Raw genomic sequence first — 13,832 nt, 5'->3', positions numbered from 1 at the left:
CCAAAACTTAATTACGTTTGAATATTATTTAAAGGGGTGAACAACGTGCTTGGAACTGGATTAGCTAAAGGCTTGAAGTATACCCTAAAACAGTTGACGCGTGAAAAGGTGACGTATGATTATCCGAATGAACCGCTGCCGCTTCCGGACCGGTTCCGCGGAATCCAGAAGTTCTATCCGGAGAAATGTATTGTCTGCAACCAGTGTGCCAACATTTGTCCGACAGACTGCATTCAGTTAACCGGGAAGAAGCATCCGGACCCTAATAAAAAAGGGAAAATCATCGATACGTACGATATTAACTTTGAAATTTGCATCCTTTGTGACCTATGTACAGAGGTGTGCCCAACCGAAGCAATCATCATGACAAATAACTTTGAGCTCGCTGAATACAGCCGTGACATGTTATTTAAAAACCTAGAATGGTTGGATGAAAACGATGAAAATATACGGCAGGTGAATAAACCATGACCTTTTCGGGTGAATTTTTCGCGTTCATGGCCCTCGCACTTGTGGCGATCATCGGCGGCGTGCTGTTATTAAACCTGAATAAAGTCGTTCATATGGTCGTGGCCCTTATTTTCACCTTCGTCAGCATCGCCGGAGTCTACATCCTGCTGTCAGCGGAATTCGTTGCCGCTGTCCAGGTATTAATCTATTCCGGTGCGATCACCATCATCATGCTGTTTGGCATCATGTTAACGAAGCCATATGACGAAAGTGAAGCAAAATCAGGAAAATGGAGAAAGATTCTCGTCTTTCTCGGAGTTGTTGGCTTTGCCTTTGCGGTTTATGTTGGAATCTACAATTTCGATATTCAACAGGTGCCAACAACGTTACATGAAGACAATACGTTGCAAATTGGTAAAGTGCTATACACGAAATACATTATTCCATTTGAATTCGTATCCGTCTTACTATTAGTAGCCTTAATTGGGGCAATTATTTTAGCAAAACGAGAGGATAAGGAGGCGGATGAGGAATGAGTTCAATCCCCGCTTCAGCCTTCCTGGCACTGGCACTTATATTATTCTGCATCGGCTTGTACGGTGCATTGACAAAACGAAATACAGTAATCGTGTTAATTTCAGTTGAATTGATGCTGAATGCCGTGAATATTAATCTCGTAACCTTCAGTAAGTACGGCATAAACCCGTCAATCGACGGACAGGTATTTGCCCTTTTCGCTATGGCCGTGGCCGCTGCCGAAGCAGCCGTTGGACTTGCGATCTTAATGGCGCTGTACCGCAATAAGAAAACTGTCCACATCGACGAAATGAACGAAATGAAAAACTAGAAAACCTTTATGTGGTGCCTGACACCCATTTCAAAAAGGGGATTTGATAATGATGGAAAATGCATGGCTGATACCGCTTTTCCCGCTATTATCGTTTTTGCTCCTTCTTCTGATCGGTAAGCGACTTAAGGAAGCTAGTGCGTATGTGGGGATTCTCCTGACATTGGCGTCACTTGTTTTCTCAATTCTAGTATTATTTGAGCGCTTTTCAGAGCCGAGCTATCTTGCGAAATTTAACTGGCTCACGATAGGGGATATGCATTTAACAGCGGGGTTTGAAGTGAACCAATTAAATGCATTAATGCTATTTATTGTGTCGCTCGTAAGTTTCTTGGTACATACCTACTCCAAGGGCTACATGCACGGAGACGAGCGGTTCCACATATTTTATGCCTATTTAGGGCTGTTTACCTTTGCAATGCTGGGCCTCGTTATTTCGCCTAACATTCTGCAAACCTATATTTTCTGGGAACTAGTTGGTGTTGGTTCCTTCCTATTAATCGGTTTCTACTATTACAAGGAAGAAGCGAAGGCTGCTGCTAAAAAGGCCTTCATCATGACCCGTATCGGGGACGTTGGTCTCTTAATTGGGATGATTCTTCTTTTCTGGCAAACGAAGAGCTTTGAATACAGCGAAATTTTTAAAGCTGTAGAAGCCGGTGCGGTATCAAATACAATGATTACCTTAACTGCGATCTTGATTTTTGTCGGAGCAATCGGGAAATCAGGTCAGTTCCCGCTCCATACATGGCTTCCTGATGCAATGGAAGGGCCGACGCCTGTATCCGCGTTGATCCACGCCGCAACAATGGTTGCTGCAGGGGTATACTTAGTGGCTGCGTTATTCCCATTGTTCTTAGCGAGCAAAACAGCATTACTAACTGTTGCGACAATCGGTGGTATTACCGCAATTTTTGCTGCCAGCATCGGTCTTGTGCAAACCGACATCAAGCGCGTGCTTGCGTATTCAACGGTTTCACAGCTTGGCTACATGATGCTTGCACTGGGTTCTGCCGGTTATGTTGCCGGTGTGTTCCACCTTATGACACACGCATTCTTCAAGGCATTGTTATTCCTTGCTGCTGGTTCCGTCATTCATGCGGTACATACGCAGAACATCGAGGAAATGGGCGGGCTTTGGAAAAAATTAAAGTTCACTGCGCCCCTATTCCTAATTGGAACACTCGCAATCAGCGGGGTACCGGGATTATCCGGTTTCTTCAGTAAAGATGAAATTTTAGTCGCTGCATGGGAAGGCGGACATCCAGTTCTCTTCTTATTAGCGCTTATCGCTGCCTTCATGACAGCATTTTATATGTTCCGCTTGTTCTTCATGGTCTTCACCGGTGAAAACCGCGGAAATCAGAAAAATGTACACGAGTCACCATCTGTTATGACTCTGCCAATGGTGCTGCTTGGTATCCTCGCTGTTGTCGCTGGTTATGTCAACACACCATGGTTTGGCTCTTTCCTTGGCGACTGGCTCGTAGACGGCAACCCGGCGCTCGGACACAGTCATATCGAAGGTCCAGCATGGATTATGATTGCTGCTACTGTTGTATCACTAGCAGGAATTTTACTCGCTTACTTAATTTACGGCAAGCGCTCGATTGCTCCTGACTGGCTCAGCGGCAAAGGCGACATGCTGCACACGGTTTTATACAACAAATACTACATCGACGAACTATATCAGAAGACAATTATTGCGTTAGTAGCAGGCTTCAGCTATCTGCTTCGCTTCATTGATGTCTTCATAGTGGAAGGGCTCGTCAAAGGCGTTACGGGCATTGTTCAAGGGCTTGGTCGTACTGGCTCGAAAATGCAATCCGGACAGGTACAGACATACGGTGCCGTGGCCTTCCTTGGTCTCGCTGTTCTAGTTGTCATCTTTGCATTAACAGGGGGGTACTTACGATGAATTTACATTCTATACTTTCAATCCTAGTATTCTCCCCTTTACTAGGTATTATCGTTTTAGCCATGCTGCCAAAGACGCAGGAAAAAGCAATCAAGGCGGTTGGCTTTCTCGCAACCCTGCCGGCACTGATTCTATCGCTTGCGGTCTATGCACATTTTCTAGCTGGAAAAAGCCTGGCTGATTTTTCCGTATCGGTTCCTTGGATTCAGTTCCGCGGCATTAACGTTCAAGAGCCGATTTTCTCGGTGGATTATGAGCTTGCGGTGGGCGGCTTCCAGCTGCTGATGGTCGTATTGACCTCCGTTATCTCAACACTTGCGGCAATCGGCGCGGTGAAGTTTATTAAAAAAGAATGGAAAGGCTATTTCATGCTGTTCCTTCTATTAATAACCGGCATGCTTGGCGTTTTCACAGCGGAAAACTTAATACTGTTCTTCATTTTCTTTGAAATAACATTAATTCCGACATTCTTCCTGATTGGAAAATGGGGTTATTTTGAAAAAGAAAAGGCAGCTTACAGCTTCTTAATCTATAACGGTTTAGGCTCTGCTGTTCTGCTGATTGTTATCATGATTCTGTTTGCGAAAACAGGGACAACGAATATCGAGCTATTGAAGCAAATCGTTGCTGACCCATCAGGTCCTTTAAGCGGCGGTGCTAAGCTTGGTTTGTTTATTGCATTATTGATTGCTTTCGGTGTCAAATTACCGATTTTTCCATTGCACACCTGGATGCTGCGCGTGCACGTTCAAGCACCGCCATCTGTTGTTATGATTCACTCTGGTATTCTTTTAAAAATCGGTGCCTACGGTTTAATCCGCTTTGGCATGGGGATTTTCCCACAGCAGTTTGAAAAGCTTGCTGTATTGATTGCCATCCTTGGCGTGATTAACCTGCTGTACGGGGCGTTCCTGGCATTCATTCAAACAGACTTTAAAATGGTATTGGCTTATTCCTCGATTTCTCACATGGGAATCGTGTTAATCGGACTTGCTGCCATGAACGAAGCAGGAATTCAAGGGGCGATTTTCCAAGCGGTATCGCACGGTTTAATTTCAGCACTATTGTTCTTCCTTGTGGGGGTCTTGTACGAACGGACCGATACATCGTTTATCGACAATTTGGGAGGCTTGGCAAAGGGAATGCCGCTTGCAGCCGGGTTCTTACTTGCCGCGGCAATGGCTTCTCTCGGACTTCCAGGTATGTCTGGTTTCGTCAGCGAATTTATGGCATTCCTAGGCTTATTTAAAGTGCAGCCATGGATTGCCGCAGTCGGTACAATCGGAATTATCATGACGGCTGCCTACCTACTTCGTGCGGTACTTGGCATGACGTATGGCAAAGCACATCGCGATTTTGAAGGGGTGCTTGACCTTCGCGGCTTGGAATTGGTGCCAGTCATCGTGTTGATGCTGTTGATTGTGTTAATTGGTGTTTACCCAAGTGTCCTAAGTTCACCGCTTCAAGCCACACTTGAGACTATTATGCTTGGGTTAGGAGGGTGATGAAGGATGAGCTTTGAGACATTTTCACAACTAAATTGGAGCATCATGACACCGGAGTTCATCATCCTTGGTGTGATTGCCATCCTAGTATTAATGGATTTATTTATGCCAAAAACGCTGGATCGAAAAATCCTCGGCTGGATTGGCATTGCGGCGATTTTTGCAGCGCTGGTGTATACATTGTCGATGGTCGGCGGCCCAGTGCAGTCGATCCTGCATGACACGTTCCGAATCGACAGCTTTGCGTTAGCGTTTAAACTGCTAATCCTTGGCGGGGGTGCACTCGTCTTATTCTTAGCCATCAGCTATGAACCAAAAGATGGGGTCGAACGCTATCAGGCAGAGTTCTATTACTTATTCTTAGCGGCTATGCTTGGCGGTATGATCATGACTTCAAGCGGTGATTTAATTACTTTATTCATCGGGCTTGAGTTGTTATCAATTACTTCTTATATTTTGGCGGGGATCCGCAAGTTCCACGGCCAGTCCAATGAATCGGCGATGAAATATGTCATCAACGGCAGTATTTCTTCTGCCATTACCTTATTCGGGATGAGCTATGTGTACGGGTTGACCGGCACAACGAATTTGCTTGATATGGCAAGCCAGCTGGCTACACTTGCTAATAGCAACCATGTGTATCTGCTTACCATCGCATTCTTGCTGATTGTCGTTGGTTTAGCGTTTAAACTGGCAGCCGCACCGTTCCATATGTGGGCGCCAGACGTGTACCAAGGCGCACCAACACCGGTTACGGCATTCTTGAGTGTCGTTTCGAAAATTGCCGGTTTTGTGATTGTCATCCGCGTATTGCTGACAGTGTTTGGCTTTGCGGCAACGGACGGTCCGAACTCAGTGCCGATTTTGTTTAACATGCAAAACTATCTGGCGGTAATCGCCGGAGCAACCATGATCATCGGTAACGTTGTTGCTTTAAGACAGTCGGATATTAAACGGATGTTTGCCTATTCAAGTATTGCCCACGCGGGTTACTTGTTAGTGGCATTAACGTCAATGACTCCGAATATGTTCCAGACAATCTGGTTCTACCTGCTTGCCTATCTGTTAATGAACCTTGGTGCCTTTGCGATTATCCAAGTGGTAACAGAAAAAGCGGGCTCAACAAAGATTGCCGACTTTGCCGGGCTGTACCGCCGCGCACCGGTATTAGCCGTCGCGATGGGGATTTTGCTCATTTCACTTGCCGGATTCCCAGGAACTGCTGGCTTTATCGGTAAATTGAACATTTTCTTGGGTGCGTTCTACGCGGAACCAGGACATTACGTGATCGCCTCCATTATGATTGCGACTACCGTCGTGTCATACTTCTACTATTTCGGCGTCATGACACAAATGTTCTTCCGCCCAGCTGCGGACGAAAGCAAATTTAACATCCCATTCGGCATTCTTGTCGTATTAATTATTGCAGTAGTCGGCTCCGTGTTATTAGGCATCATGCCAAACATCGCCTTCGACTTCCTGCAAAACAACTTGGATGTCATTGGGGATTTCTTTAAATAATATTGGTGCCTGACACCAACAAAAAAGCCAGCTGCTTTAACGTGCAGCTGGCTTTTTTCCACTTATTTTAACTTATCCTTCAGTTCGCCAATGCCCTCTTTGACTTTCCCTTTGGCTTTATCGAACTTGCCCTCGGCCTGTGTCGAACGGTCATCCGTTAATTTACCCCATTGATCTTTAGCTTCACCTTTTACTTGATCATAACCGCCTTTTACTTTTTCTTCATTCATGTCCCATTCCTCCTCTTAAATTGCGTTCTATTAATCTATTACCCATCGTGTAGAAATACTAAACATCCTGATTCTAAGGTCTTTTGTTGTCTTCTTTATCGTCGGTTTTTCCGTCGTTATCCACGTTATCCTGGTCAACACCGTCCCCAACGCCTTCTTCTTTTAACTTTTTCTCAACATCCTCCTTTACTTCTTTCATATTTTCCTTCGCTTTTTCAAAGCCTTCCTTTGTATCCTTCTTTGTATCTTTGTCAACCGCATCCTTCTGTTCGCCATCATTAATGCCGTTATCCTGGTCGACACCGTCGCCGCAGCCGGCCAAACCGCCGAATGTTAGCAGCACGCTCAAGCCGCCAGCTAAAATCCTTTTCATTTTAACTCCTCCTTCGGTTAATAGGATTGCTGATTATATTCCCAACAGATTAGCAAACGAAACATTTTGATAACAGGTGTTTGAAAACCGGCCGGCCGGGTATTACATGAAGCAAACATTGATGAAAAGGAGAGATGGTACATGAAAGGGAGAGATATTCTAAATGGCTGGTACATATACACCGACCAAATTCCTCATCTATTATTAGCACTGTTAGTTTTATTAGTTGGCTGGCTTGTCGCAAAAGCGATTGGCAAAGCCGTTGAAAAGGGTTTAAGCAAAACTAGCCTCGATGATAAGTTATTTACGAATGTAGGAAAAGGAAAATATTCGTCAGAGCACATCATCGGAAAATTTATCTACTATATCCTGCTCGTGTTTGTTTGGATTATCTTTTTTAACATGCTGAACCTGCACTTGATCGCTGAACCGTTGGTTGAAATGGTTTCGATGATAACTGCAGCGATTCCTAATCTATTAAAAGCAGCCCTCATTCTATTATTTGCCTGGATTGCTGCTTACTTCATCCGCCTGCTGATTACAAAAGCAGCTGACATGTTTCACTTCCAAGACCGTCTAGTCAAATGGAATATGGCAAAAACCAGACTGGAGGCTGCCCAAAAAGTAAATAGTATAGCCAAAACAGTCTTCTACTTTGTCTTACTTCTATTTTTACCGGGAGTACTAGGCGCTTTGCATATGGATGGGATCTCAGGACCATTTACCCATGCCCTGTCAGCGATGTTAGCCTTCATCCCCAAGCTATTTGCTGCCGCTTTAATCGTATTCATTGGCTGGCTTCTTGCAAAAGTGGTCCGCGATATTTTAACCAACTTTTTAAAAGGGATTGGTGCGGACAGGCTTGGTGAACGTTTTGGCATGATAAAAACGCCAGACGGCCCTAATTTTTCAAGTATTATCGGAAATATTGTGTTCATCCTAATCTTAATTCCAACGATTATTACAGCATTAGAAAAATTGGACCTAAAAGGGATTTCCAATCCGGCAATTGCGATGCTACATGATATTTTAACACTCATTCCAAACATTATTGCGGCGATCGTTCTGATTCTTGCAGGTATTGCGTTAGGAAAATGGGTAGAAAAAGTAGTTGCACAGCTGCTGTGGCGCCTACGATTTGATTCGATTTTTCACCAAATGGGTATCGGGTCACTTACACCGGAAAAAAACACCTTGTCCCAAATCGTTGGGTTGATTGTAAAAATCGTGATTATCCTGTTATTTACGGCAGAAGCCCTGCAGCTTGTTCATTTAGACTTCTTAGTAAGCTTGGCAACAGGGGTCATCGCCTACTTGCCGATGCTGTTAGCCGCACTGTTAATTTTAGGAATCGGTTTATATTTAGGCCATCTTGTGGAGCGAATCTTACAAAACGTTTTAAAATCGACTTACACACGCACACTTGCGGCCGTGGCTAAATATGCAATCTTCGTGATTACCATCTTTATGGCATTAGATCAGCTCGGCGTCGCCCATTCGATTGTCAATGCCGCTTTCATTCTCGTACTCGGCGGTCTGGCGCTTGCCTTTGGACTGGCCTTCGGATTAGGCGGAAAGGCATTTGCCGCGAAATATTTAGAGAAGCTTGACGACAAACTAGACGACCGTTTATAGATTGTTAGTTTGATAGATGGATAGGGCGCGGACAATCCGAAATCCTTAGGCGGTTTCGGATTGTTTTTATTAAAAATGTTGCTGTTTTGGGGATTTGCCGATAAATGGCTAGAATTCGCTGATAAGTCACTTCAATTCGCCGATAAATGACCCAGATTCGCCGATAAACATGTAAAAATCGCCGATTAGTAAATTGGACTCGCAAAATTTTAAAAAATGGAGGTGGATATACTGATGCTGTTGTTGAATTTAGTCATTATTGCCATACTCATTGCTTTTACCGGATTCTTCGTCGCGATGGAATTCGCCATTGTAAAGGTCCGGAAGTCGAGGATCGAACAATTGATTGCGGAAGGGAGACGGAGCGCCGTTGCGGCGAAGCAGCTGGTTACCCATTTGGATGAATATTTGTCGGCATGCCAGCTCGGCATCACGGTGACGGCACTGGCACTTGGGTGGCTCGGTGAACCGACGGTGGAGCGGTTGTTTCGCCCGGTGCTGCAGCTGCTTCACCTGAACGAAACGGTTACCCATGTCGTCTCGTTCACGCTTGCGTTTGTGGTGGTAACCTTTATCCACGTGGTCGCAGGGGAGTTAACGCCAAAATCCATCGCCATCCAAAAAGCGGAGGAGATGACGCTGCTGTTTGCCAAACCGATGATTCTGTTTTACAAAATTATGTATCCTTTTATTTGGGCTTTGAACAGCTCTGCCCGGCTGCTTGGTCGTCTTTTCGGCTTAAAGCGGGCATCCGAACACGAGCTGGCCCATTCTGAGGAAGAACTTAGAATCCTCCTTGCCGAAAGCTATGAGAGCGGTGAAATTAACCAGAATGAATGGCAATATCTCAATAATGTGTTTGAATTTGATGAACGTACCGCCAAGGAAATCATGGTTCCGCGCACAGAGATGAGCTGCCTTTCCGTGGAGGCAACAAGGCAGGAGGTGTTTCGCCAGCTGAAAAAGGAACATTATACCCGCTATCCGGTGATGGAAGGGGACAAGGACCACATTATCGGGATGCTAAATGTAAAAATGTTTTTAACCTCGCAAATCATGGCGAAGGGGTCGGACTGGGATATGAGATCGTTAATCCAGCCGGTGATTCATGTAATTGAGACAATTCCGATTCATGATCTGTTGCTGCGGATGCAGAGCGAGCGGATTCATATGGCGATTTTGCTGGATGAGTACGGCGGTACCTCCGGACTGGTGACGGTAGAGGATATGATTGAGGAAATTATCGGTGAGGTCCGGGATGAGTTCGATGCCGATGAGGTGCCGGAGATCCGCACGATAGACGAGGGTAAGCACTATATTATAGATGCAAAGATGTCAATTCGGGATATAAACGAACTACTAGGGGTTGATTTGATGCCCGACGATCTCGATACGATTGGCGGCTGGTTTCTGTCACGAATATCTGACGCTGAGATATTCGGTGGTTTGGAAGTAGAATCTTGTGGCTGGTCATTTAAGGTTCATGAAGCGGAAGGGTACCATATTCGGTTTTTAGAAGTTGAAAAGGTCTACGTGCCCGAGCGGGAGGAAAAAAAGAGCGAAGGGTAACGTAGAAGGGTTCTAGATGCCCGAACCGGAGGAAAAATCAGGGCTTGGGTAACGTAGAGAGGTTCTACGTGCCCGAACGATAGGGAAAATAGGGCTTGAGGTAACGTAGAGGGGGTCTAGGTGCCCGAATCGGAGGAAAAATAGAAGCTTGGGTAACGTAGAGGGGTTTCTACGTGCCCGAGTGGGAGAAAAAAAAGAGCTTAGGGTAACGTAGAGGAATTCTACGTGCCCGAGCAGGAAGAAAAATAGCTCGCAGGGGAACGTAGAAAGATTATACATGGCCGCCCTATAATATTATAGACACTGACCTTTCCCGCCAAGGCTAAAATACCAATTGCTGCTTCCATCACTTCATACGATTCAAAGGAACATCAAACATTAGAAAAAGAAAAACGATAATTGGTATAGAGAGCACGTAGGCCAGCAAAGGTTTTCTATGATGTAAGATCAGCATAGGGAACATTATACAGTTGAAAAACACGGACCACCAAAAATTCCACCCATGGTAATAGTTAAATAAACCAATTAGATGGTAAAATAACTCGATCGCAGAGTTTAACAACACCCAGAAGGCAAAATAAAAAATTTGTTTTACCTTTGAGCTTGGAAAATTAGAAAGAAACAATAGCACAGTGCAAGTAAAGCCTATAAATGTGATGGCAAGGCCATTTATAGTATGAGTAGGTACAAAGAAGTCGCTATACTCCCATAATGGATAATTGTAGGTTAATACATCATACAAAAGCGCAAGAGCAATTTTATAAAGAATCGTTGTATGATATTGTTCCCAATTCCGCCAATCTGCCCATCGCCATGCTGCAAAAATCCACATAAGTAACCCCAAAATCTGAATTGTATGTTCCCTCCTATACAAATTCAACTTTCTCTCGGTTTACTATATTTTCCATTTAATTGGAAAACAATTCTCCATTTCCTTTTAAATTTACCTAATCTACTGCAAATGTACCGGATCTGTTGTTTTCACCGCTGAAGCTGCCGATTGTTCCTTAACGACTTGGCCCGGTTTTTTTACAAATAAAGAACTAATGAATCCAAGTATTGATATCCCTGTCATAAAGTAGAAGGCATATTTTACCCCGGCAGCCAATATTTCTTCCTGAGAGGCATCTGGAACATCGGTGACGAAACTGCTTTGACCAGCTGTAAATAGTGAAATCGCAATGGCTGTGCCTGCTGCGCCGGCTACCTGGTTTAGTGTATTCATCGCGGCCGAGCCATCTCCATATAACTCACGTGGCAATTGATTGAGCGCATTTGTCTGCGAGGGCATCATGACCATCGTTAATCCAAAAAATAAAACCATAAACGCTGCGATTATTTGCCAAGCCGGTGTTGCAGCAGAAATAACGGACGCAAAAATGACGTTTCCAATCACAACGATGATAGATCCAAGGATAACGAAAAGACGCGGTCCCCATTTATCAAATAGAGCTCCAACAATCGGTGACAAAATCACATTGACGGCATTACCAGGAAGCAATAATAAACCAGCGACGGCAGCACTAAATAATAAAGCCCCTTTTAAATACAGTGGCAATAGAATAGCCGTTGATAAAATTACTAAGATACCAAGAAACATCATTACGGTTCCTAAGGTGAACATCGGATACTTAAAGACACGTAAATTTACCATTGGCTGCGCCATCTTCAATTGACGAATACAAAATAATACAAGTGCAATTATCCCTGCAAGGAGAGGCAGCCACACTTTAGCAGATGAAAAAGCTTCTTCTGCCATCGTTGCCAAGGCAAAAATTAAGCCGCCGAAGCCGATGGTTGATAAGAGAATCGACAAACTATCAATTTTCGGCTTGGTAATTTCCGAAACATTTGCAATGATGGCTAATGCAAAAACGGTCAATAAAACATAGAAAACGGCGCTAATCCAAAAAATATAGTGCCAGCCAAGCGTACTGATAATGACCCCTGATAGTGTGGGTCCTAAAGCCGGCGCTAATGTGATCACAAGCCCCATAAGCCCCATGACAACACCGCGTTTATGAATCGGAAAAATCACTAATAGAACACTCGTCATGACGGGCAATAAAAGCCCCGTTCCGATTGCCTGTACTAAACGGCCGACTAATAATATCGCAAAACTTGGTGATACCGCCGCTAAAATCGCTCCCAACAGCGAGATGATGATACTGCCAACAACTAATTGTCTTGTCGTAAACCATTTCATTAACAGTGCCGAAACCGGTACTAGAATCGCTAATACCAATAAATAGCTGGTTGTCAGCCACTGTGCAGTCGCTGCTTTGATTGAAAATTGCTCCATAACATTCGATAACGCCATATTCAATGCCGTTTCCCCAAATAAGCCGATAAATGCCCCTAACATTAAAATAAAGGCCATTGATTTAGGCTTTTTTATTTGAATCTGTGAATTCATAACAATCTCCTTTATAAAAAATATTGTCAACCAAGTTGACTAAGTCATTTTACGTTAATTTTCAATCGAATGTCAACCAGGTTGACATATAAAAAATATTTTTGTATAGTAGTTGAGGATTACATCGATTGGAGTGAAAACGCTTGAATCATGATTTAGAACACTTAGATTTAATTGACTTATTAAGTGAGCGTCATCTTTTGCTTCGTGAAATCACAGAAAAATTGTGGAATAACAGCAGTGAAATTTATATTTCCAATTCGGAATGGTTCATCATGGCGAGAATTTATAAAAAGCAGCCAACGATTTCCTATGTTTCAAAAAATGTAGATATATCAAGGCAGGCAGTCCATAAATTTATCAAAAAGCTGGAGTCAAAGGGTTTAGTCGAGATTATGAATGTCGAAAACAACAATAAAGAGAAGTGCATAAAATTAACCCCATTAGGAGAGGAGTGCTACGAGAAAAACGCGGCATTAAAGGCCTCGCTTGAGAAGAAAATTGCCGATACCATCGGGGAGAAGCAAGTAGCCTTCTTGAAGGATTTATTAAAATCAGATTGGGGAGTAGGGGCAGATTAAACATATAGCAAAAAAAAAGAGTTGGCGACCATTTCATGATCTTCAACTCTTTTTGTATGGCTCCTGGATCATACTGTTTACCTGTTCCTCTATTTTAAGTTCGACTGCTCAAGAGGATGCAGAGCATAGTATGTCCTGGTCACATTGGCAATAGTTTTTTCACAAATATCGTCCACTCTGCTTAAACCATGCACCGAATAAATAATTACATCACCAATACTAAACATTTCCCATATCTCCTATTTCGAAAATTGTAAACCCGGTTTACAAAATATTGTAAAGCTATTTTTTCGTATCGTCAACTTTGTTGACAATAGGTGATCACTTTTGTATAGTGATTAATATATTAGTAAAACACTAGGAGATGTAAGATATGGACTTTGATCAAGAACAACATGATGGGCTTTCGGAAGAGAATAAAGTGGATATATCTCCTGACGATAGATTCGAAATGGGGGAATGGGTGAAGATTAAAAAGATTGATCATGAATCTAAACAAAATATGGAGCCAGAAGATTACTTTTATCTAAAAGGCTTTGAGAATAAAATAGGGCTGATCCGCGAACAAAAGAAAAATAGATCAGGTATATTTTCATATAGAGTTGATTTTGATGATAAAAATTTTGGTTATTTTTATGGCAAGGACCTCGTGTTAATGAATTAATTAATATAGCGTTTGTTAAGAATGATGAAGACCATTTTGGATGAAAAACCAAAGAGAAATGTCCTTCATAAGGTTGATGAAGACCATTTTGGATGAAGAGCCAAAGAGAAATGTCCTTCATAA

15 protein-coding genes are annotated in these 13,832 nt (G+C 43.4%); 10 read left to right on the top strand and 5 right to left on the bottom strand.

The genetic code is table 11. The features are described from left to right. Positions 1 to 45: 45 nt before the first annotated feature. From nuoI to nuoN, 6 genes are read left to right on the top strand one after another with little or no spacing between them, the layout of a single operon-like run. On the top strand, positions 46 to 471 hold the full coding sequence (gene nuoI / locus A6749_RS11245) for an NADH-quinone oxidoreductase subunit NuoI (RefSeq protein WP_066389480.1): 426 nt from the start codon (positions 46 to 48) through the stop codon (positions 469 to 471). Then, positions 468 to 986 (top strand): NADH-quinone oxidoreductase subunit J, encoded by a 519-nt coding sequence (locus A6749_RS11240; RefSeq protein ID WP_066389479.1) that lies wholly within the window; start codon positions 468 to 470, stop codon positions 984 to 986. Before nuoI ends, A6749_RS11240 begins: the two co-directional genes overlap by 4 nt. Then, a complete protein-coding gene (gene nuoK / locus A6749_RS11235; protein ID WP_066389478.1) occupies positions 983 to 1,297 on the top strand; it encodes an NADH-quinone oxidoreductase subunit NuoK in 315 nt (104 codons plus the stop codon). Before A6749_RS11240 ends, nuoK begins: the two co-directional genes overlap by 4 nt. Before the next feature lie 49 nt (positions 1,298 to 1,346). Beyond that, positions 1,347 to 3,215 carry an NADH-quinone oxidoreductase subunit L gene (gene nuoL / locus A6749_RS11230; protein WP_066389477.1) on the top strand — a complete coding sequence of 623 codons (1,869 nt, stop codon included), beginning with the start codon at positions 1,347 to 1,349 and terminating at the stop codon, positions 3,213 to 3,215. Beyond that, positions 3,212 to 4,720: an NADH-quinone oxidoreductase subunit M gene (locus A6749_RS11225; RefSeq protein WP_066389475.1), complete on the top strand. Its 1,509-nt coding sequence runs from the start codon at positions 3,212 to 3,214 to the stop codon at positions 4,718 to 4,720. Before nuoL ends, A6749_RS11225 begins: the two co-directional genes overlap by 4 nt. A gap of 6 nt (positions 4,721 to 4,726) precedes the next feature. Then, positions 4,727 to 6,241, top strand: a complete 1,515-nt coding sequence (gene nuoN, locus A6749_RS11220) for an NADH-quinone oxidoreductase subunit NuoN (protein WP_066389470.1) — start codon at positions 4,727 to 4,729, stop codon at positions 6,239 to 6,241. Positions 6,242 to 6,303: 62 nt separating this feature from the next. Here nuoN and A6749_RS11215 read toward each other — a convergent pair whose 3' ends face one another. Then, positions 6,304 to 6,471, bottom strand: coding sequence for a CsbD family protein (locus A6749_RS11215; protein WP_066389467.1), 168 nt, complete (start codon positions 6,469 to 6,471; stop codon positions 6,304 to 6,306). Between the two features lie 73 nt (positions 6,472 to 6,544). Beyond that, on the bottom strand, positions 6,545 to 6,844 hold the full coding sequence (locus A6749_RS11210) for a hypothetical protein (protein ID WP_066389465.1): 300 nt from the start codon (positions 6,842 to 6,844) through the stop codon (positions 6,545 to 6,547). A 141-nt stretch (positions 6,845 to 6,985) separates the two neighbouring features. Between A6749_RS11210 and A6749_RS11205 the strand changes: the two genes are divergently transcribed. Together A6749_RS11205 and A6749_RS11200 are read left to right on the top strand one after the other, a co-directional pair. Further along, the gene (locus A6749_RS11205; protein ID WP_066389463.1) at positions 6,986 to 8,479 is read left to right on the top strand and encodes a mechanosensitive ion channel; all 1,494 of its coding nucleotides are present in this window, start codon (positions 6,986 to 6,988) and stop codon (positions 8,477 to 8,479) included. A 234-nt stretch (positions 8,480 to 8,713) separates the two neighbouring features. Next, positions 8,714 to 10,048: a hemolysin family protein gene (locus A6749_RS11200; RefSeq protein ID WP_066389462.1), complete on the top strand. Its 1,335-nt coding sequence runs from the start codon at positions 8,714 to 8,716 to the stop codon at positions 10,046 to 10,048. Positions 10,049 to 10,394: 346 nt separating this feature from the next. Here the strand turns inward: A6749_RS11200 and A6749_RS11195 are convergent, their stop codons facing one another. Then, a complete protein-coding gene (locus tag A6749_RS11195) occupies positions 10,395 to 10,880 on the bottom strand; it encodes a CBO0543 family protein (RefSeq protein WP_066389461.1) in 486 nt (161 codons plus the stop codon). Between the two features lie 120 nt (positions 10,881 to 11,000). After that, complete coding sequence (locus tag A6749_RS11190) at positions 11,001 to 12,464, bottom strand: DHA2 family efflux MFS transporter permease subunit (protein ID WP_066389459.1); 1,464 nt, start codon at positions 12,462 to 12,464, stop codon at positions 11,001 to 11,003. Positions 12,465 to 12,607: 143 nt separating this feature from the next. Here A6749_RS11190 and A6749_RS11185 point away from each other — a divergent pair, with 143 nt between their 5' ends. Then, entirely contained in the window at positions 12,608 to 13,045 is a 438-nt protein-coding gene (locus A6749_RS11185; protein WP_066389458.1) for a MarR family winged helix-turn-helix transcriptional regulator, read from the top strand. An 89-nt stretch (positions 13,046 to 13,134) separates the two neighbouring features. Here A6749_RS11185 and A6749_RS28395 read toward each other — a convergent pair whose 3' ends face one another. Beyond that, on the bottom strand, positions 13,135 to 13,272 hold the full coding sequence (locus A6749_RS28395; protein ID WP_161487140.1) for a CarD family transcriptional regulator: 138 nt from the start codon (positions 13,270 to 13,272) through the stop codon (positions 13,135 to 13,137). 146 nt (positions 13,273 to 13,418) lie between these two features. On the opposite strand from A6749_RS28395, the gene A6749_RS11180 reads away from it, so the two are divergent. Continuing rightward, positions 13,419 to 13,709 (top strand): hypothetical protein, encoded by a 291-nt coding sequence (locus tag A6749_RS11180; protein ID WP_066389456.1) that lies wholly within the window; start codon positions 13,419 to 13,421, stop codon positions 13,707 to 13,709. The last annotated feature ends 123 nt before the right edge of the window (positions 13,710 to 13,832 follow it).

Origin of the sequence: Neobacillus mesonae (assembly GCF_001636315.1) — a bacterium.
Taxonomy (GTDB): domain Bacteria; phylum Bacillota; class Bacilli; order Bacillales; family Cytobacillaceae; genus Neobacillus; species Neobacillus mesonae.
This window is presented reverse-complemented; position numbering and strand designations above follow the sequence as displayed.